The following is a 20,882-nucleotide window of genomic DNA, read 5'->3' as shown; positions in this document are numbered from 1 at the left end:
AATTACGCCTTTATAATATCCGTAACGATGTGTACGATAATTTGCAAGGAGAGATGAGGTATTTCGTGCGCAGTGATAAAAAACAGGCCCGCCATATTGCGATTACCGACGCCGCATATCAGCTGTTGGCGCAGCACGGGTATGAGGGGACGTCGATGCTCAGCATCGCAAAGGCCGCCAAAGCATCGAATGAAACGCTATATCGGTGGTACGGGGACAAGCAGGGGTTATTTACAGCGATGGTGGCTGACAACGCCGCTGCAACGCAGACAGCGCTGACACAGGCCCTGAAGACTGATGCGCCGCCCCTGCAAACGCTGGAGAGGGTGGCCCCGATGTTATTGGAAATGCTGCTGGGGGAGCGTGCGATATTGCTCAACCGGGTGGCGGCTGCGGATCCAACGGGTGGGTTAGGACGCGCTATTGCGGCAGGGGGGCGCGATACGGTGCTGCCCATGATCAGCCAGCTATTGGAGCGCGCGGGTGCGGACAGGGAAGCGGTAGAGATTTACATGGCCCAGCTGATCGGAGACCAGCAGATCAGGCGCGTGATTGGCGTGATGAATGTGCCAAGCGCAGACCTGATAAAGCAGCGTTGTGCACAGGCGCAGCGTGTTCTCACGTTGATGATAAACGACGCCTGAACGTGAAGGCTCAGGTGTTGCCTGATCCGTCAAAGCGCGCTGCATCCTCGGCGGCGCGGCGGATCGCGCCGGATTTGTGGACGGTTTCCATATATTCTGCCTCGGGGTCGCTGTCATAGACAACGCCGCCGCCTGCCTGTATATACAGGGTCTCATCCTTCACCACGGCTGTGCGCAGGGCGATGCACATGTCCATATCGCCGCCAGCGCTGAAATAGCCGACCCCGCCACCGTAGATGCCGCGCTTTTCGGGTTCCAGCTCGTCGATAATCTCCATTGCGCGGACCTTGGGCGCGCCTGATACCGTACCTGCGGGCATACCGGCAAAGAACGCATCCAGCGCATCGCAATCGTCGCGCAGTTCACCCACGACGTTTGAGACGATGTGCATGACGTGGCTGTACCGCTCGACGATGAATTCCTCGGTAGGGCGCACAGTGCCGATTTTGGCCACGCGGCCCACATCATTGCGGCCCAGATCAAACAGCATCAGGTGTTCGGCCAGCTCTTTTGGGTCGGCCATCAGATCGGCCTCCAGCGCGCGGTCTTCCTCTGGGGTTTTGCCACGCGGGCGCGTCCCTGCAATGGGGCGGATCGTGATTTCCTGTCCGAACACACGCACCAGGATTTCGGGGCTGGCCCCGACCACATGAAACCCGCCGAAATTAAAATAGAACATAAAGGGCGAAGGATTGGTGCGCCGTAACGACCGATAGAGCGAGAACGGGGGCTGGCGGAACTCTTGCGCCCAGCGTTGGCTTGGCACCACCTGAAAGATGTCGCCCGCTTTGATGTATTCCTGTGCTTTGGACACCGCGGCCTTATAGGCCTCACGCGTGAAATTACTGACTGGATCGGGGGCAGGTGCTGCGCGGCCCAGATCACGAGATGTGCCAGCAGGTGCGCGCTCCAGATCGCGTACAGCATCCATCACACGCTCGGCAGCTTGCGCATAAGCAGCGCGGGCCGACTGCCCTTCGGCGACCCAAGCAGGTGATACCACGGTCACTTCGCCTTTCACGCCGTCCAGCACCGCCACAACCGAGGGGCGCAGCATCACGGCATCGGGCAGGCCCAGCGGGTCGGGGTTGATGTGGGGCAACCGCTCTACCAGACGGATCATGTCGTAGCCCAGATAGCCAAACAGGCCAGCAGCCGACTGGGGCAGATCTGCGGGGAGGTCAATCTTGCTTTCCGCGATGAGGGCACGCAGGGCATCCAGAGGATCGCCCTCGATAGAGGTATAAGCATCGGGATCATAGCGCGCGGCGCGATTCACCTCGGATGTGGTCCCACGACAGCGCCAGATCAGATCAGGCTTCATTCCGATGATGCTATAGCGTCCCCGCACTTCGCCGCCTGTGACGGATTCGAGCATGAAGGCGTTTTCGGCAGCCCCCCCCAGCTTGAGCATCAGTGATACCGGGGTATCCAGATCAGCGGCCAAGCGGGTATAAACCACCTGATGCTGGCCCGCATCATATTGTGCGGCGAAGGCGTCAAATTCAGGGGTAAGTGCCATTTAAATGCTCTGTCCTATTGGAAGTTGACGTGCACGGCGTTCAGGGCGCGTTGATCAATGTTTTGCCCTGCACGCAGCAGGGTATCGTCAGCAAAAATCTCGAACAGACCACGGGCCAAAGCCTCGTTTTGCTGATCGCGCAACTGTGCGACAAGCGCTTGTGCCTGTTCGGTATCACTTGCTGGGTTTACCGCGTCGAGGCGGACAAGAACCACGGTATCCGTGCCTTCCAAGATCTCGATCTGCCCCGGCTCCATCTCGAACACAGTGGACATAAAGCCGGCAGGCGTGCGTGCGATAAAGGCATTGCGCGTCTGGTTTGTCTCTTCGCGTGCGGTCAGGCCCAGTTCTGGCAGGGTTGTGCCTGCCTCGGCCTGGGTCTTTGCATCTTCTGCGCGGGCGCGGAGCTGGCTTACGATCTGGTCATCGCGCCAGCGGGTGGCGATTTCGTCAGTGACATCCTCGAATGTGGCGGGGCGCTCGGGCAGCGCCTCGTCCAGACGCAGGGCGAAAATCCCGCCGTCCTCCAGCTGCTCGATTCTGGGGAAATCGCCATCGTTGACCGTGGCTGCGATACTGCGAAAGCCCTCGTAGGCGGCAATGTCATCGCTGCTGTCCATGGTCCAGTCGATCTGGCCCAACACCATGTCGGTTTCCTGCGCCAGTTCTTCCAATGTGGCACCGCCTGCAAGGCGGTCATCAAAATCTTCTGCCTGCGCCTCTACGATGCGGATTGCACGGTCAGCGGCAAGGACATCGCGCAGTTCAGGCTCGGCCTGCTCAAACGTGATGTTCTGGGCTGGCAACACGGCGTTCACGCGAAACAGGGCAGGGCCCAGATCGCTGGGTGCGGGGCCTGCCACAGCGCCGACTTCGGCAGCAAAGACGGCTTCTCCTGCGGCACCCAGAGCGGGCTGGGCTACGTCGCCCATGTCGATGTCAGACAGGTCAAGGCCGCGCTCTTGCACCAATGCTTCGAATGTCGTCCCACCTACTTCCAAAGCAGCGGCTGCCTGATCGGCACTGGCTTGATCGGCAAAGACCAGACGCTCAACCAGCCGCCGCTCGGGCTGATTATACTGCTCGGAGCGGGCTTCATATTCGGCGCGCAGCTCTTCTTCGGGTAGATCAACCTGATCGATGATATCGGTGGGGTTCAGCCAGACGTAAGTGATCTTTTTGGTGGCGGGCAGAACGAAGGTGTCGGCGTTTTCGTCAAAATAGGCGCGCAGGGCCGCCGTGTCCGGCTCACCCAGTGGCGTCTCCAGCGTGGTTTCATCCAGCAAGACCCACGTGAAATCACGTTCTTCACTGACATAGGCCACCAGTGTCTCGGAATAGGCGGCCGGCATTTCCACGCCGCTCACCACAGCGCCCTGCAAAAGCTGGCGTGCGGATTCCTCACGCAGGCTGGTCTCGAACTCCCCCTCGTTCAGACCGGCAGAGCGAAGCGACTGGGCGTATCCGTCGCGGTCAAACTGACCGTCGATGCCCTGAAATGCGGGGATTTGCAAAATACGCTCCCGCAGCAATTCGTCGCCAACGGACAGCCCCATTTCCGTGGCCTCGTGATCCAGTGCGCGGTCGCGCATGATGCGTTGTAATACGGCACGGTCGAGCCCCAGTTCCTGCGCTTGTGCAAAGGGCATCGGGCGGCCAGTCTGACGTGCGATCGCATTCAATTCATTCTGGACCTGCCGCGCATAGGTATCGACTGCAATCGACTTGTCCCCGACTGTGCCAATGGTCCGGATGTTGCCGCTGAGATTGACCGCGCCAAAGCCGCCCAAACCCAGAAACAGAAGGCCCATCAGGCCCCAGGTGGCTGTTTTGCCAATGCTCGATTTCGATGCCATGATGCGGTCCCCGTCAATAGCGTTTGCGACTGTCTAAGGGCTGTTCCGCACAGGGGCAAGGGGCTGCTATCTGCGGGGCAGATCAAGGGCTGCCAGACGCTCCACAAGGGTTGCGATGCCGTTTGCGTCCAGATTGGCAAATGCGATGCGCAGCTGCGTGGCTCCTTTGGGGTCGCCCTCGGGATAGAACATCGTGCCGGGCAGGCACAGAATGGCCGCCTCGCGTACCATGAGCGGGGCAAGCTCTGCGCTGCTGAGCGCAAATGGGTGCTGAAGATAGGCGAAATATCCGCCCAAGCCCAGAAGCTGCCAGCCCTGTTGGGTCAGATGAGGCATGTTTCGGGTTATGGCTGCGCGGCGGCTGAGGATTTCATCACGCTCCCCTGCGAGCCACTGGTCAAGGTTCTGCATACCCCAAAGGGCGGCATGCTGGCCGATCTGGCTGGGGCAGATTGCAACCGTATCGAGGAATTTCTCTGCCTCGGCCAGTCGCGCGGGCGAGGCGAGCATTGCGCCGATGCGGTGGCCTGTCAGGCGGTAGGCCTTGGAAAAGGAATAAAGGTGGATCAGCGTATCCTGCCAGTCAGGGCGTTTGAACAAGCTATGAGGGACATCGGTGCTGGCGTGAAAATCGCGGTATGTCTCGTCGAGGATCAGGGCAATGCCGCGCGATTTTGCAATGTCATAGATCGCGGTGATCAAATCATCGGGGTATTCGATGCCAGTTGGATTGTTGGGGGTGACCAGCACAATCGCGCGGGTGCGCGGCGTGATCTTTTTGGCGATGTCCCAAGGATCAGGCATCATGTCGCCCTCACATGCCAGCGGCATCGCGACGGCGCCCGCCATGTCCAGCCACATCTTGTGATTGAAATACCACGGGACTGGTATGATGACTTCGTCACCTTCGCCGCACAAAGTGGAAATGGCCGCTGCGAAGGCTTGATTGCAGCCTGACGTGATTGCTGTCTGTTCAGCCTCTACAGCGCCTCCATAGATATTGATGGTCCGCTGCGCCAAGGCGCTGCGCAAATCGGGCAGACCCAGAACCGGACCATAGAGATGGGCGGCATCGTTCTCCAGCACACAAGTTGCCATAGCGCGCCGCAGGTCGGGGTGTGGCGGCTCTACGGGTGCGGCTTGGCTGACGTTGATCAATGGGCGTTCGGGTGTGAACGTCACCCCGTCCAGCCAGCGCCGCGCCTCCATCACTGGCGGGGGAAAGGTGGTGGCTGTGCGGGGGTGCGTCATGGCGGGCGTCCGTGTGGGCTGAAAGTGCGGGAGTGAGTTTAAGGGAAAAATAAAGAAGCGGTGTCGGGGTCAGTCCTTGCCGCGATAGGGTTCGACATACTGCAGGGCCATGTCCCATGGGAAGAAAATCCATGTGTCTTGCGATACGCCAGTGATGAAGGTATCGACCATCGGCTCGCCCGCGGGTTTGGCATAGACAGTGGCGAAATGGGCGTTCGGGTAGAGTTTGCGCACCAGTTCCAGCGTTTTACCGCTGTCGACCAGATCATCCACTACGAGGATACCAGTGCCGTCGCCCATCATCTCTGCATCGGGGGATTTTAGCACGCGGGCCTCGCGCCGCTGGTCCGCTTTGCCGCCGCCCGAGTGATAGGACACTACCGAGATTGTATCGACTGTGCGGATGTCCAGTTCGCGGGCGACGATCATGGCGGGGGCCATGCCGCCACGGGTGATTGCCACCACAGCGCGCCATGCGCCGTCATCCGGACCTTTGCCGTCCAGACGCCAAGCAAGCGCGCGGCTGTCGCGGTGAATCTGATCCCAGCTGATGTGAAAACCTTTTTCATGGGGCAGGCGGCTTGTGGGGGTGTTTTGGGACATAGGGATTACCTTTGCAGCAGAAGTTTCAGACCAAGGCTTCCCAGCAGCAGGGCGGCAGCGCGGTCAATCAGGGGTTTGGCGCGCAAATATCGTTGGCGCGCGACAGGCGCTGTGAGGATATAGGCACAGGCCGTATAGAACAGAATTTCGAGAATGAGGTGGTTGAGCGTGATAAAGATGATCTGAGCGGCGGTGAGGTCGGGGGGGAATACAACCACCAGCACAGCAGCGGCGAAGAGGACTGATTTAGGGTTCCCGAGATTGACCAGAAAGCCGTCGAAAAACGCACGCCCCTGCGCTTTGGGCGCGTCGCCCAGTGTTGCTGTTGCACCGCGCCATGTCTTGACCGCCAGATAAATCAGATAGGCGGCCCCGCCTATTTTTAGTGCTGCAAAAGCCCATGGAAACAGCGCAAAAAGCGCGTCCATCCCCAGAAGCGCGGCCAGTGTCCAAAGGCTTGCCATTACCCCGAGGCCGAAACCCGTCGCGATACCTGCGCGGCGGCCATTGGAAACCGAACTGCGCACAGCCATTAAAAATGCCGCACCGGGGCTAAGGATCGAAACAATAAGAACGGCGTTGAAGGCCAAAATATGCTCGATCGTCATTACCGTGTCCCGCCTGTGGTTGAATTAGCCTTTGGCCATGTCAGGCGCATCGACCGCTTTCATGCCAACGACGTGATAGCCTGCATCGACATGCAGGTTCTCGCCCGTTGTTCCGGAGCCCAGATCGGACAGCAAATACAGCGCGGATTTGCCGACCTCGTCAATCGTGACATTCCGGCGCAGCGGCGAATTATATTCGTTCCATTTCATGATGTAGCGGAAATCACCGATGCCCGAGGCGGCCAGTGTTTTGATCGGACCTGCGGAAATTGCGTTTACGCGAATACCATCCTTGCCCAAATCTTCGGCAAGATATTGCACAGACGCCTCGAGTGCCGCTTTGGCCACACCCATTACATTATAATGTGGCATGACTTTTTCTGCGCCATAATACGTCAGCGTGAGGCACGAGCCACCGTTCGTCATCATCTTTTCTGCGCGTTGCACGACAGCAGTGAATGAATAGACAGAAATATCCATCGACAACGCAAAATTGGCGCGGCTGGTGTCTACATATCTGCCGCGCAATTCGTTTTTGTCGGAAAAGCCGATAGCATGTACGATGAAGTCGAGACTGTCCCAGCGCGCAGCGAGGCCTTCGAACAGCGCATCAATAGACGCCTCATCGCCCACGTCACAAGGCAAAACCAGATCCGAGCCCAGTTGCGCGGCCAGCGGATCAACACGTTTCTTGAGCGCATCCCCTTGATAAGAAAAGGCCAGCTCGGCCCCTGCGTCGGCAAGCTGTTTGGCAATGCCCCAGGCGATTGATTTATCGTTGGCCAATCCCATGATCAGCCCCCGCTTGCCCGCCATCAGATTATTCGACATGGCCATAAACTCCGTTCATACACGATTAACATGTCCTCTACGCGATTGGCTGCCGCCCATCAAGTGACGGAGGGGTATAACGTATTTATGGTTGCACTGACTGACGCTATGGTAGAATTGTGTGGTTAAGAGCTGTGTAACCATTTTGTGAGTTGCGCCGTTAGTCTACAGTTTTGTTGCCTTTGAGTTTAAACTCTTAAAGACTGCATGTTGGAACAGGGAGCGGCTGATGACCCAGCGGTCTGGAATTTTTGCAGGCGATGATCCTTTTGCGCTGACGCGTGAATGGCTTGGTGCTGCCCAAGAGGGCGAGCTTAACGACCCCAATGCCATGTCGCTTGCGACAGTAGATTTCGATGGTATGCCAAATGTGCGTGTCGTTTTGTTAAAAGACATCGAAGACGGATCATTTGTCTTTTATACCAACTACGGCAGCGCAAAGGCACAAGAGCTGGAGCAGGCGGGCAAGGCTGCGTTTGTTATCCATTGGAAAAGCCTGCGCCGTCAGGTGCGCGCGCGGGGTCTTATCACCCGCGAAGACGGACCCAAAGCAGACGCGTATTATGCGTCGCGCTCTCTCAAGAGCCGTTTGGGTGCATGGGCATCTGACCAGTCCAAACCGTTGGAAAGCCGCGCGGTACTGGAGCAGGCATTGGCTGATGTTACTGAAAAATACGGGGATGATCCTCCGCGTCCACCTTTCTGGGGCGGCTTTCGCCTGACCCCTCTAGAGCTTGAATTCTGGGGCGATGGGGATGCGCGGCTGCACAACAGATACCAGTGGAGGCGCGAAGCCGTTGGCGCGCCTTGGAGTATTGTCCAACTGAACCCTTGATGATGATTTAGTGCGTTTCACCCGTTTTAGGGTGGCGCGCCCATTTTTAGACGAGTTGATTTGAAAGACAGCGAAACCGATATGACACAAATGAGTGAGAACGCGTCTTCGCCTCAATCTGTGAGTGGCACGGTTAAATGGTTTGACCCGGTTAAAGGGTTTGGTTTTGTAATAGCAGATGAAGGCGGCGCGGATATTCTACTACACGTGAATGTTCTGCGGAATTTTGGACAAAGCTCTATCGCCGATGGTGCGCGGGTAGAGATGCTTGCGCAGAAGACCGATCGCGGTGTGCAGGCCTCCGAAGTGCTTGCGATCCAGCCACCCAAAGGGCTCCAGCCTACTTTAACAGATATTGTAGATCTGGATGGCGACCAGATTGCTGCCACTCCTTTGGTTGCTGCACGGATCAAATGGTTCGACAAGGCAAAGGGATTCGGGTTTGCCAATGTCTTTGGCAGCAGCGAAGATGTTTTCGTACATATGGATGTGTTGCGTCAGTCGGGTCTGTCGGATTTGGCGCCAGGCGAAGCGATCGCATTGCGTGTGATTGACGGTAAACGAGGTCGGATGGCCGCAGAGGTGCAAGCTTGGGAAACAGTTCTCTTACCAGACGGCGGCTGCTCGGCGGAGTAATCGCGGCGGGGTGTGTGGCGCTGCCCGCAATGGCCAAGACGCCGCTTAGGGCTTGTCCGATGGACCGCGTCACGATTACAGGCGGGTTTGGCAAGGCGGCCTTTAACATTGATCTGGCTGCGGACGATTCGACGCGCGCCCAAGGGCTGATGCACGTCCCGCAGATGCCGTTGAGCAAGGGCATGCTGTTTGTCTATGACGCGCCACAGCAGATGGCATTCTGGATGCGCAATACGCTGATCGAGTTGGACATGCTGTTTGTCGATCGTTTTGGCGTGATCCGCCATATCCATCATCGCGCGCAACCGTTGGACGAAACAGTCATCTCGCCAGGGGATATAAAGCTGACGGGAGTGCTGGAAATCAACGGGGGGCTGGCGCGGCGGCTCGGGATTCAGGTAGGCGACGTTTTGCGCCATCCGTCCTTTACCAGCATCGAGAACCCTTGGGCCTGCTCGTAGGGGCAAATCTGGTCGCTCTGGGGGTGGGGTAGGCGTGATGAAACCGCTGTAAAAGCCCGCATTGAAAATAGATGACCGGACAGGGTCTATTTTTGCTTTTCAATCCCGATAGGCTTCGCTAAGTAAGCGGCAGTCGGGGCGTGGCGCAGCCTGGTAGCGCACCTGTTTTGGGTACAGGGGGTCGGATGTTCGAATCATCTCGCCCCGACCATTCTAAAAAATCCCAATCTCTTGTTTGGCCTTTCTGCAGTAGCAGAAGGGCCACAAGATGTTTGAAGGCTCTGGTATTGTTTGCGGCGTTGAAACCGCGTGGTGATACAGAATCAATTCAACCTCTGATTTCGTTTGTTGCGGGCTTGTGTCCCTATATCTTGTGTCAGGTTGCCCATTCCTGCGGCACTCTGCCACTACCTGTGGTGTATTGGGCACGCTAACACTGTGGCGAAAATCCCCCGTCTTAAGGGATCGGCGGGTTATCCCCATTTTTTTTCACCCGTCGAAAAGAGTTAATTTTCTGTCCCCAGAATTCTGGTCCGTACAGCCTGTTGTTTGGGCGACTTCGGCTAAACCAGCCAAAAACCGTAGTTTTTACGCGGCCAGTCGCGTGGGGGAGGTTCACAGAAACGTGTGCATTAATGAGACTGAATCAGATGCAGCCGAAATCCATTCCGAGCCAAGCCTTCGTCAACCCGCTTTCTGTCCGATCAAAGGTAAAAATTCCGTTGACCTGATATGCCAATATACGCCAGATTGTGCGGGCTGACGATCACGCCACAACATGTAGTGGTTTAACGCTCGAATGGCGGTTCGTGCAGCAGAGTACAGGCAAACGGTCTTACATGACGGTTATTTTTGCACGTCCGGGGGGTAACACCAACGGCCGCAGCATCGGCTGGCTTTGCAGCGTAGCGATTGAGATGGGCGTATGTTGCGTCTGAAAATGAGACAGCTGGATATGGGGCAGCGCGATGAAAATTGAACGGAACTTCACTACTCAAGGAAAAGACGCTTACGCGGATCTGGATTTTGTGACCACGGTGTCCGAAATTCGTAACCCTGACGGATCAGTCGTCTTTCATCTCGACAACGTCGAAGTGCCAAAGTCATGGAGCCAAGTGGCCTCTGACGTCATCGCGCAGAAGTATTTCCGCAAAGCGGGCGTGCCATCGAAGCTCAAGCGCGTCAAAGAAAAGTGCGTGCCAGAGTTCTTGTGGCGCTCTGTCCCCGCTGAGGGGGCCGAAATGGGCGGTGAGACGTCGTCAAAGCAGGTCTTTGACCGTTTGGCGGGCGCTTGGGCGTATTGGGGCTGGAAGGGTGGATATTTCACCTCTGAAGAAGATGCGCGCAGCTACTACGACGAGATGCGCCACATGCTGGCCTCCCAGCGCGCAGCGCCGAACTCTCCCCAGTGGTTTAACACAGGCCTGCACTGGGCCTACGGCATCGACGGTCCGGCACAGGGCCACTACTATGTAGATTACAAGACGGGAGAATTGACCCGCTCCACATCAAGCTATGAGCATCCCCAGCCACATGCGTGCTTCATTCAGTCTGTTGCAGACGACCTTGTTGGCGATGGTGGCATCATGGACTTGTGGGTGCGTGAAGCGCGTCTGTTCAAATACGGCTCAGGCACAGGCACCAACTTTTCCTCCCTGCGCGGCGCTGGTGAGAAGCTGTCAGGTGGTGGCAAGTCCTCTGGCCTCATGGGTTTCCTGAAAATCGGCGATCGCGCAGCGGGTGCGATTAAATCGGGCGGCACGACGCGTCGCGCGGCGAAGATGGTCATCGTTGATGCGGACCACCCTGATATCGAAGAGTTCATCAACTGGAAGGTGCTCGAAGAGCAGAAGGTTGCGAGCATCGTTGCGGGCTCCAAAATGCACGAGCAGAAGCTGAACCTGATTTTCAAAGCCATCGCAGGCTGGGACGGTCTGGAAGCAGACGCTTACGACCCAACCAAGAACGAGCAGCTGAAGGACGCGATCCGCGCGGCCAAGAAGGTGATGATTCCCGAGACATACGTCAAGCGTGTGCTGGACTATGCAAAGCAGGGCCATACCAGCATCGAATTCCCGACCTACGACACTGATTGGGACTCTGAGGCGTATAATTCCGTTTCTGGCCAAAACTCCAACAACTCTATCCGCGTGACCAACGGTTTCCTTACAGCAGTAGAAAAAGACGCTGACTGGGAACTGCTGGACCGCACTACAGGCAAAGTGGCCAAAACCGTCCGTGCCCGTGATTTGTGGGACCAAGTCGGCCATGCTGCGTGGGCCTGTGCCGATCCGGGCATCCAGTACCACGACACCGTCAATGACTGGCACACTTGCCCCGAAGACGGTGCCATTCGCGGCTCCAACCCGTGTTCTGAGTATATGTTCCTCGACGATACGGCCTGTAACCTTGCGTCGATGAACCTGCTGACCTTCCTGAACGACGGTGTGTTTCAGGTAGAGGACTACATGCATGCCTCGCGGTTGTGGACTGTTACGCTCGAAATCTCGGTGATGATGGCGCAGTTCCCGTCCAAAGAGATCGCGCAGCGCTCATATGACTTCCGCACGCTGGGTCTGGGCTATGCCAACATCGGCGGTCTGCTCATGAATATGGGGTATAGCTATGACAGTGACGAAGGTCGCGCGCTGTGTGGTGCGCTGACTGCGATCATGACGGGTGTGTCTTACGCCACCTCTGCCGAGATCGCATCGGAACTGGGTGCATTCCCCGGCTATGCGAAGAACGCAGAACACATGCTGCGGGTCATCCGCAATCACCGCAATGCGGCACACGGCAACAGTGACGGCTATGAGGCGCTTAGCGTAAAGCCGCTGGCGCTGGATCACGCCAATTGCCCGCAGACAGGTCTGGTCGAGGTCGCCAAATCCACATGGGACGAGGCACTGGCACTGGGCGAGCAGCACGGCTACCGCAACGCGCAGGTTTCCGTCATCGCACCTACAGGTACAATCGGTCTGGTTATGGATTGTGACACCACAGGGATCGAGCCTGACTTCGCATTGGTGAAGTTCAAAAAGCTTGCTGGTGGTGGATATTTCAAGATCATCAACCAATCCGTGCCAGCCGCCCTTGAGAAGCTGGGCTATGGCTCTGCCCAGATCGAAGAGATCGTCAGCTATGCCGTAGGCCACGCCAGCATCGGCAACGCACCAGGCATCAACCATACCACGCTGATGGGCCATGGCTTTGGTCCCAACGAGCTGGCCAAAGTAGATGGCGCGCTGGCCTCTGCCTTCGACATCCGCTTTGTGTTCAACCAGTGGACACTGGGCGAGGAGTTCTGCACCCAAGTCCTTGGCATCCCGCGGGAAAAGCTGAATGACCCGACGTTCGACCTGCTGAAGTCGCTTGGTTTCTCAAAGGCTGATGTCGACGCGGCCAACGACCACGTTTGCGGCACCATGACGCTGGAAGGTGCGCCGCACCTCAAGGAAGAGCACTACAACATCTTCGATTGCGCCAACCCCTGCGGCAAGAAGGGCAAGCGTTATTTGTCCGTCAACAGCCACATCTACATGATGGCTGCGGCGCAGTCGTTCATCTCGGGTGCGATTTCCAAAACGATCAACATGCCGAATGACGCGACCATCGAGGACTGCCAGAAAGCGTATGAACTGAGCTGGTCGTTGGGTGTGAAGGCCAATGCGCTCTACCGTGATGGTTCTAAACTGTCGCAGCCTTTGGCAGCAGCCTTGGTCGAGGATGATGACGATGCAGCAGAAGTGCTGGAAAGTGGCACCATCCACGAGAAAGCGACTGTACTGGCCGAGAAGATCGTTGAGAAGGTAATCGTCAAGGAAATCATCAAATCGCACCGCGAGAAGATGCCACAGCGCCGCAAGGGCTATACCCAGAAAGCGAACGTGGGTGGACACAAGGTTTACCTGCGCACGGGTGAATATCAGGACGGCTCGCTTGGCGAGATTTTCATCGACATGCACAAAGAAGGTGCGGGCTTCCGCGCCATGATGAACAACTTTGCCATCGCCGTCTCCGTGGGTCTGCAATATGGCGTGCCGCTGGAAGAGTTCGTCGATGCCTTCACCTTCACCAAGTTCGAGCCTGCTGGCATGGTGCAGGGCAACGATAGCATTAAGTCGGCGACCTCGATCCTTGATTATATCTTCCGCGAACTGGCGGTCAGCTATCTGGACCGCACCGATCTGGCCCATGTACAGCCGCAAGGTGCGACATTCGACACGCTGGGCCGTGGCGAGGAAGAGGGCGTGGCGAATGTCACGGATGTCTCGGAAAGTGCCGCGTCCAAGTCGCTTGAAGTGTTGCGCCAGATCACATCGCCCGGTTATCTGCGCAACCGCGTGCCGCAAAACCTGACGGTGCTGCAAGGCGGTCAATCGGCAGCGATGGATGCGCTGACAGCGGTGATGCCGCAAGGGGATGGCGGTGTTGCGACAGCAGTTGCAACGTCTACCAGCACGACGGCGATTACGTCGGGCTCCATGTCAATGGACGCGCGTACCAAAGCCAAAATGCAGGGCTATGAAGGTGAGGCCTGCGGCGAGTGCGGCAACTACACGCTGGTGCGTAATGGCACCTGCATGAAGTGCAATACATGCGGCGGCACATCGGGCTGTAGCTAATCGAAAGAGAATGGGGCGCTTCGGCGCCTCATTTGATATGGGGTGGGTGCTGTCGCACTGTTTTGCGGTATGTTTACGCCCACTCTGTAGCCCCGAGTATGGGGCATGGATACGAGAGGCCCTAACTGTTCTCAGTAGAATGATGGGCACCTTTCATCGTCCCGCCTTTGTCGGGACGATTTACACGGGGCGGGTGCGCTCGCCCCCTGACGACATTCAGGCCGCAGGCAAAAATAAATTCGAGCGGTTAACATATGAGCCTGAATGGCGAGACTAGGGGAGAGCAATATGCTCTCCCTTTTTTCATCCAGAAGATTAGCTGTGTCTGGTAGGGTTCTGATTTATAGTCGTAATATGGACTGCGCCGAGCGATTTTGAGGCCGCGAAATCCCGTCGATTGCTAGATCAGGCTAAAGCAGTTCTGACACCCGACCGTCTGACCCCAGACCGATATGAGCGCGCAGTTTTACCCGTGCGCGCGCAAGCCGTGACATAACCGTGCCCAAAGGCAGGTCAAGCTGTGCGGCGATTTCGGTGGGGCTGACTTCGCCTTGCAGGATCATATGCATCACCTGTGCCTGATCGTCTGGCAGTGCACGAATGGCGCGCTGCAAATCGGCAATCGCAAGGCGGCTTGTGGCGACAGGTTGGGTGCTGATGTCATCGTCCTCCAGCGGGGCCAGATCGATGGCCGTGCGCCAGCGCGCGCGGGCCAGATTGTGCAGAATGGTCATGGCGTAATGCGCGGGGGCTTCTACCTCTTTTTGCTTCATACGCTGGAAAAGCCTCAGCACGGTCTCTTGCGCCATATCCTCGGCATCGCCGCGTGTAGCCCCCAATCGCTGTGCACGGCGTCGCAGACGCAGCAGCAGGGCCTCTATCTCGGGTGTTTTGATTTCGGAGTGCATTAGTCTGTTCTGCCCATTGTTGTTTTTCCCAGCATGACGGGTTTTTACGTTTCAACCAGAGGGGGAGTTTCCGCCGATCGGCCAGCACAGGCCTTTTTGAGCGGGTGTGTGCGCATCGGGCATGGCCAGATCGGCGGGTGGCCGCGCGTGGGGAGGGGGGAAGGGACGCAGAAGGTGATTGCACGCTCTATCCCTGTGAGGACGCCGAAACGGTGCCTCATGTAGCGAAACAAACTGGAGACACCACAATGACACATCTCAAAACCTTCGCCCTGATTGCAACTGCAGCACTTTGTGTGCCCGCCTTCGCGATGGGCCAGAGTGCTACACAGGCAGATGCAAACGAGGACGGCGTGCTGAGCCTGGCCGAAGTGCAGGCTGTGTATCCCGACATGTCAGAGGATCAGTTCACCACCGTCGATTTGAACGGCGACGGTGTGTTGGAGGATGCCGAAGTGAAGGCCGCCCAAGAAGCAGGCCTCATGCCAGCCAGCTAAGCGCGGCATCCCATTTGCGCGCCTGTGGCAGCAGCGCGCGTAAAACATCACAGGTCCGGTTGCCCCCAGCGCCGGGCCTGTGGTGCGTTTTGGGACTGCATGTGCGGCTGGTGTGCCCGTTGCCGCGCTGTTCTTGAGTATTTTTGGCCAGAAAAAATAGAGGGTTGCCCGTCTGTTATACCTCAGGCCTTGAGGTGGATGTTGTAACGGTCGCGGATCGCGCGGTCGGTTGCCGGATCAAGGGCCGCTTGGCTTGGCGCTGACAGGATTTCCTCTTTGCGCCGTGTTGCGGTTTCCAGCAGATCGGGTTTTTCCATCTCGACCCATTCTTTAGGCGACATGCGGTTGCCATACGTGGGATAGCAGTGGTCGCTCTGCATCCTGCTTAGTGTGCCTGCGGTGCCCAGATAATGACCGGGACCGCCCATACAGACCTGTGCAATCTGGTCGAGAGCAAGCGTTTCGTCGTTTACCTCGATTCCGCGGACGCAGCGCAACGCCTGACCGATGACGTCATCACCCAAAATCAGGCTCTCGTGGCAGAAACCCAGCAGTGAAGCGTGCATTCCGGCTGCTTCGTAGACCATGTTGCATCCTGATAGCCCCGCCATCACGTTTGAGCACATCGTCTCCCATCCGGCCTGCATGTCGGGTAGTTTGCTATCGGCAATTCCCGCAGCCGCCCCTCCCGGCAGATCATAGAAGGCATGCATTTGCGCACATCCCGCGCTCAGCAATGCTTGTTCGCCAGAGCCGCCTGTCATTGCGCCGGTGCGCAGGTCCAACCCAAATGGCCATGTGCCAAAGATGGCTGGGTGTCCCTGTTTTACCGCATTCACATAAACCAGCCCAGCCAGACATTCGGCGACGGCCTGCACGATAGCCCCTGCGACTGTCGAGGGGGCTGTGGCGCCCGCCATACCAGCGGAGAGCAGCAAGACGGGCATCCCGTGTTTGATACATTCCTCCATAACCAGACAGGACTCGGTGGCGAATTTCATCGGCGGTACGACAAAGCAATTGGAGTTTGAGACAAAGGGCCGCTCACGCCATTTATCCTCGCCGCCAGCGATCATATGCAGCATCTCTATGGTGGGGGCGACATAACTGGGATCGGTAAAGGATGTTCCGATGTGTTTGGTGGTGCCCGACACGCAGGCAAAGACCGAGTTGTAATCCATCTCCAGATTGTCGGGGATGTCGCGACAAACCATCGGGCGCTGGCAGAAATGCACGTTGTCCAGCGTGTTCACGATTTTTGCGGCATCGTGCAGATCCTGAACCCCGCAATCGCGGTAGTTTTTGCCGTCAATATCGACCAGATGCACCGCCGCACCTGCTGTGCCGTAATGTACGCGGGTGCCTGACAGCTCAAGATCATGTTCACCATCGCGGCTCATCAAGGTAATTTCACGGTTTGCGCGGGCCAATGTGTCTTCTACCAGTCCGCGGGGGAATCTGATGCGGCCGTCATCGCCCTCTATCGCGCCTGCACCTGTCAGATAGGCCACACCGGAGGCAGGCGCATCAGCCAGACCGATCGTCTCGAGTGCATCGAGTGCTGCATGGTGGATTTTCAAAACGTCTTCTTGTGACAGCGGTTTGTATTGCCCGCCTGACAGGCCAGGGCGCACGGGACGCAGATTGTCGGGCAGGGCAGAAGCGCGGGCAGCACGGCGGGCTGCGCGGCCACCAGATCGGGAGGAAGTCTGTACATTCATGGGATAAACTTTCTGGAAATGGGCTTGGGCAAGGTTTTGGTCTACGCCCTGTGAGGTGCCCCGCGTGCTGCGCGCCCACGTTCTGCACCGATCGTGCGGATAACCAAAATTGTGCGACAGATGCTGTCCTGCATAGCGCTGCTCCTGTTCCTGTCTTCCAGACTGGAAAGTATGAGCGACCAAATCTGTTCCGTTTGCGACGTGCGTGCATTTTCTGCGGTCGGCGTAAACACGCCTGTAAGTCGATGATCTGGCAAGGATTTGCCGCCTGTTTCCTAAGTATACGGATGGGCGGGAACCAAAAGCGGCAGCCCGTGTTGGCGAGATGAGGGGCGGATGAACTGCCTCCCGATCGAACAACCTCTTGAGGAGAAACGCATGAAACCGATTTGTAAAATCACTGCCGCGTCTGTCGCTGTAGCTGCACTGCTGACAGCGCCAGCCTTTGCTGGCAATCTGGCCGACCCGATTGTCGAGACTGTGCAAGAGCCTGTCTTTGAGCCGGCACCCGTTGAGAACTGGACCGGCTTTTATGGTGGTCTTAACCTCGGATACGGGGATGTGGATGGGACTGGTGCCGCAGACGGGGACGACACAACCTACGGTATTCACGCAGGCTATGATTATGACTTTGGCCGCTACGTGATCGGTGGTGAACTGGAGTATGACAAGGCCGATATCGACCTGAACGGCGCAGCCAACACGGACAGCGTAACGCGCCTGAAACTGCGCGGTGGCTATGATCTGGGGCGGACGCTGGTCTATGCCACTGGTGGTGTGGCACAGCTTGACAGCAGTATTGGCAAAGACACGGGCGAGTTTCTGGGCATCGGCGTCGCCTATCAGGTGACAGACCGCTTTGTCGTCGGTGGCGAGCTTTTGGAGCATCGCTTTGACGATATTGGTGGTAGTGGGGTTGATGCGGATGCAACCACGTTCAATCTGCGCGGCTCGTTCCGCTTCTAAGCGCGTGGAATAGCTAAAAAAGAGGCGCGCCTGACAAGGGCGCGCCTCTGGCATGCTGCTGATCTGTTGGATCAGGTCTGGTGCGTAAGGCTTTCGGCAAAGTTGCACAGTGTTTCCATCGCCGTTTTGAACGCGCTGTCCTCAATCGTCATTGCGACGCGCAGATGGCCCGCTGCAGCAGTGCCAAAGCTTTCTCCGGGCATCACGGCGATGTGGTGGGCGTCGAGTAGCTTGTTTGCAAAGGCCTCACCACTCAAACCTGTGGCAGAGATATCCAGCATCATATACATCGCGCCAGCGTTCGGTATGGCTGTGACGATGTTTTGACGGGCCAGCACATCCAGCGCCAATGTGCGGCGGCGGCGGAACGGTTCGGCGATCTCGGCCTCGAACTCAGGGCCTTGGTTCAGCGCAAACAGGGCTGCCTCCTGAATGAAACCCGCCACGCCGTAGGTGGTATGCGTTGCCAGATTGATCAGGTGCTGCACGATGTCTTCCGGCCCGACCACCCAACCGATGCGCGATCCAGTCATCGCATGGCTTTTGGACATGGAACCGACGACAAGTGTGCGTTCTGCCATCCCTTCCAGCGCGCGGGGCGAAATATGTGTGCCTTCCCATATCTGGGTGTCATACACCTCGTCCGAGATCAGCCACAGATCATGATCACGGCAGACCTGCGCAATCCCTTCTAGCGTGTCGCGACTATAGACGACGCCTGTAGGGTTATTGGGTGAATTGATGAGCAGGGATTTGGCGCCTTTTGCCTGCGCGGCGATATCGGCGGCGCGTGGCTGGAACGCATCGGCGGCGCGTGCTTTGATCGCAACAGGTTTGGCACCGACGCCGCGCAATGTACCTGGATACGTGGCATAGTAAGGATCAACATAGAGGGCGGTATCACCGGGATCGATAACCGCAGTATGGGCAGCAAACAGCGCCGATTGCCCCCCGGGCGTGATCATCACATTTTCGGGCCGTGTCGGCACGCCTGTACTGGCTGTAATCCTTTTTGCAATTGCATCACGCAAAGGGGCGATTCCGGGAATGGCGGCATAGCCTGTATGCCCGCCCATGGCAGCGCGGTGCATGTCCTGCAGGATAGGGGCGGCGGTACGAATATCATGCTCGCCAATGGTCAGTTCGGTCACAGGCGTGCCGTCCGCGATCATCTGGCGCGCGCGCCCGAAGACCTCCCACCCGTCAGAGCCGCCACCCAGAATTGTGCTGATGCGATTTGATGCTTGCATGATATGCCCTCCAGTTTGTCTGCGCAGGGGCGCAGAGGTGCGCTGATTTGTCAATCAGCCTTGACCGCAACAGGTGCGGTGCGCTACGCCAGTGCCATGAACATGATGCAGACCATTATTTGCTGTACGATTACCTGCTGAGATACCTCTCGCGGGCCTTGTTCACGTTGTTTTATTTCCATTGAAACTGTGCCATGTCCCGCGCATCCCGCGCTGATAGGACCTATGCCATGACGACTATTAAACTGCACAACACAAAGACCCGCAGACGCGAGGATTTTGTGCCCATCGATCCCAAAAACGTGCGGATGTATCTGTGTGGCCCAACAGTCTATGACCGCGCCCATCTGGGCAATGCGCGTCCTGTGATTGTGTTTGATGTACTCAACCGTTTGCTGCGCCATGTCTATGGGGCTGATTCCGTGACCTATGTGCGCAACTTCACCGATGTGGATGACCGGATTAACGAGACTGCACAGAAACGCAAAGCGGCGGGGGCCGAGGGCACGCTGGAAGAATTGATCCATGAGCGCTCCAACGAGACAATCGACTGGTATCACGCTGACATGGATGCATTAGGGGCGATGCGCCCCGACCATGAGCCGCGCGCGACCGAATACATCGCCCAGATGATTGCGATGATCGAAGACCTGATCGCCAAGGATCATGCCTATGAGGCGGAAGGGCATGTGCTTTTTGCCGTGGATAGCTGGAAAGAGCACTACGGCAAACTCTCGGGCCGCAGCGTAGATGATATGATTGCAGGCGCACGGGTAGAAGTGGCACCTTACAAGCGTAACCCGATGGATTTCGTGATGTGGAAGCCATCACCTGATGATCTCCCCGGGTGGGACAGCCCTTGGGGCAAAGGACGCCCCGGCTGGCACATCGAATGCTCCGCCATGGCGAAGGAGTTGTTGGGCGATCATTTCGACATTCACGGGGGTGGCAACGACCTGATGTTTCCTCACCACGAGAACGAGATCGCGCAAAGTTGCTGCGCCAACGGCACGGACAAGATGGCCAACATCTGGATGCATAACGAGATGTTGCAGGTAGAGGGCAAGAAGATGTCCAAATCGTTGGGCAACTTCTTTACCGTGCGTGATCTGCTGGACCAAGGCGTGCAGGGAGAGGTGATCCGCTTTGTGATGCTCTCGACGCATTACCGCAAGCCGATGGACTGGACGGAGAAAAAGCGGGAGGAGGCTGCGAGGACGCTTCAGCATTGGGCTATGCTCACTGCCGATGTGGAAAGCACCGAGCCTGATGCTGAGGTTTTGGACGCGCTTGCAGATGATTTGAATACACATCTTGCCATCACGCGTCTGCACAAGATTGCTCAGGAGGGTGACAGTGGCGCTTTAAAGGCCTCTGCTGAGTTTGTGGGGTTCAGGTTAGAACTTGTCTTGGGGGCGGCTAATGTTGATTTTCGAAGCTATGAAGAGGCCCTTATGACAGCGCGCTCTAGGGCGATGCATAGCAAGGACTTCTCACAGGTTGATCGCTTGAAAACGATGCTGCTTGATGCAGGTGCAAAGGTGCAGATGTCTAAAGATAGCGTTGAAATTACGGCGGGGCCCGACTTCGACTCCGCCAAGTTGGAGGGGTTGCTGTGACTTTTGCAAGCGAGGTGCGCAAAAATGCGCACCCTACCACGCCCGTAGG

At 57.3% G+C, this 20,882-nt stretch carries 17 protein-coding genes and 1 tRNA gene; 9 read left to right on the top strand and 9 right to left on the bottom strand.

The genetic code is table 11. From position 1 onward, the window contains the following. The first annotated feature begins 65 nt into the window (after positions 1–65). Positions 66–644 carry a TetR/AcrR family transcriptional regulator gene (locus Q0903_RS13925; RefSeq protein WP_299416426.1) on the top strand — a complete coding sequence of 193 codons (579 nt, stop codon included), beginning with the start codon at positions 66–68 and terminating at the stop codon, positions 642–644. A gap of 10 nt (positions 645–654) precedes the next feature. Here the strand turns inward: Q0903_RS13925 and trpE are convergent, their stop codons facing one another. From trpE to fabI, 6 genes are all read right to left on the bottom strand, one after another. Then, positions 655–2,166, bottom strand: coding sequence for an anthranilate synthase component I (gene trpE, locus Q0903_RS13920; RefSeq protein WP_299416424.1), 1,512 nt, complete (start codon positions 2,164–2,166; stop codon positions 655–657). 14 nt (positions 2,167–2,180) lie between these two features. Continuing rightward, the gene (locus Q0903_RS13915) at positions 2,181–4,022 is read right to left on the bottom strand and encodes a peptidylprolyl isomerase (RefSeq protein ID WP_299416421.1); all 1,842 of its coding nucleotides are present in this window, start codon (positions 4,020–4,022) and stop codon (positions 2,181–2,183) included. A 66-nt stretch (positions 4,023–4,088) separates the two neighbouring features. Continuing rightward, complete coding sequence (locus Q0903_RS13910; RefSeq protein ID WP_299416418.1) at positions 4,089–5,273, bottom strand: aminotransferase; 1,185 nt, start codon at positions 5,271–5,273, stop codon at positions 4,089–4,091. A 69-nt stretch (positions 5,274–5,342) separates the two neighbouring features. Beyond that, the gene (gene gpt / locus Q0903_RS13905; protein WP_299023646.1) at positions 5,343–5,876 is read right to left on the bottom strand and encodes a xanthine phosphoribosyltransferase; all 534 of its coding nucleotides are present in this window, start codon (positions 5,874–5,876) and stop codon (positions 5,343–5,345) included. A gap of 5 nt (positions 5,877–5,881) precedes the next feature. Beyond that, entirely contained in the window at positions 5,882–6,484 is a 603-nt protein-coding gene (locus Q0903_RS13900) for a LysE family translocator (protein WP_299416415.1), read from the bottom strand. Between the two features lie 24 nt (positions 6,485–6,508). Continuing rightward, entirely contained in the window at positions 6,509–7,315 is an 807-nt protein-coding gene (fabI, locus tag Q0903_RS13895; protein ID WP_299023644.1) for an enoyl-ACP reductase FabI, read from the bottom strand. 229 nt (positions 7,316–7,544) lie between these two features. On the opposite strand from fabI, the gene pdxH reads away from it, so the two are divergent. The 5 genes from pdxH (at position 7,545) to Q0903_RS13870 (ending at position 13,872) form a co-directional block, all read left to right on the top strand. After that, a complete protein-coding gene (gene pdxH, locus Q0903_RS13890) occupies positions 7,545–8,150 on the top strand; it encodes a pyridoxamine 5'-phosphate oxidase (protein ID WP_299416412.1) in 606 nt (201 codons plus the stop codon). A 90-nt stretch (positions 8,151–8,240) separates the two neighbouring features. Next, positions 8,241–8,786, top strand: coding sequence for a cold-shock protein (locus Q0903_RS13885; RefSeq protein ID WP_299416787.1), 546 nt, complete (start codon positions 8,241–8,243; stop codon positions 8,784–8,786). Then, complete coding sequence (locus Q0903_RS13880; protein ID WP_299416410.1) at positions 8,741–9,247, top strand: DUF192 domain-containing protein; 507 nt, start codon at positions 8,741–8,743, stop codon at positions 9,245–9,247. The genes Q0903_RS13885 and Q0903_RS13880 overlap by 46 nt, the downstream gene beginning before the upstream one ends. Before the next feature lie 134 nt (positions 9,248–9,381). After that, positions 9,382–9,458: transfer RNA gene (locus Q0903_RS13875), tRNA-Pro, on the top strand. Positions 9,459–10,215: 757 nt separating this feature from the next. Further along, entirely contained in the window at positions 10,216–13,872 is a 3,657-nt protein-coding gene (locus tag Q0903_RS13870; protein WP_299416407.1) for a vitamin B12-dependent ribonucleotide reductase, read from the top strand. A 410-nt stretch (positions 13,873–14,282) separates the two neighbouring features. Here Q0903_RS13870 and Q0903_RS13865 read toward each other — a convergent pair whose 3' ends face one another. Further along, positions 14,283–14,780, bottom strand: coding sequence for an RNA polymerase sigma factor (locus tag Q0903_RS13865; RefSeq protein ID WP_299416404.1), 498 nt, complete (start codon positions 14,778–14,780; stop codon positions 14,283–14,285). A 248-nt stretch (positions 14,781–15,028) separates the two neighbouring features. Between Q0903_RS13865 and Q0903_RS13860 the strand changes: the two genes are divergently transcribed. After that, positions 15,029–15,277: a hypothetical protein gene (locus Q0903_RS13860; protein WP_299023637.1), complete on the top strand. Its 249-nt coding sequence runs from the start codon at positions 15,029–15,031 to the stop codon at positions 15,275–15,277. A gap of 182 nt (positions 15,278–15,459) precedes the next feature. On the opposite strand, the gene Q0903_RS13855 is transcribed toward Q0903_RS13860, so the two are convergent. Further along, positions 15,460–16,998, bottom strand: coding sequence for a trimethylamine methyltransferase family protein (locus Q0903_RS13855; protein ID WP_299416401.1), 1,539 nt, complete (start codon positions 16,996–16,998; stop codon positions 15,460–15,462). Between the two features lie 378 nt (positions 16,999–17,376). Here Q0903_RS13855 and Q0903_RS13850 point away from each other — a divergent pair, with 378 nt between their 5' ends. Beyond that, entirely contained in the window at positions 17,377–17,964 is a 588-nt protein-coding gene (locus tag Q0903_RS13850) for an outer membrane beta-barrel protein (protein ID WP_299416398.1), read from the top strand. 71 nt (positions 17,965–18,035) lie between these two features. Here Q0903_RS13850 and Q0903_RS13845 read toward each other — a convergent pair whose 3' ends face one another. After that, positions 18,036–19,214 carry a pyridoxal phosphate-dependent aminotransferase gene (locus Q0903_RS13845; protein WP_299416396.1) on the bottom strand — a complete coding sequence of 393 codons (1,179 nt, stop codon included), beginning with the start codon at positions 19,212–19,214 and terminating at the stop codon, positions 18,036–18,038. A 230-nt stretch (positions 19,215–19,444) separates the two neighbouring features. On the opposite strand from Q0903_RS13845, the gene cysS reads away from it, so the two are divergent. Then, the gene (gene cysS / locus Q0903_RS13840) at positions 19,445–20,833 is read left to right on the top strand and encodes a cysteine--tRNA ligase (protein ID WP_299416393.1); all 1,389 of its coding nucleotides are present in this window, start codon (positions 19,445–19,447) and stop codon (positions 20,831–20,833) included. Positions 20,834–20,882 lie beyond the last annotated feature (49 nt).

Source organism: uncultured Sulfitobacter sp., from assembly GCF_947502895.1.
GTDB lineage: Bacteria > Pseudomonadota > Alphaproteobacteria > Rhodobacterales > Rhodobacteraceae > Sulfitobacter.
The sequence above is the reverse complement of the archived record's forward strand: the minus strand, read 5'-3'. Positions and strand labels throughout refer to the sequence as shown.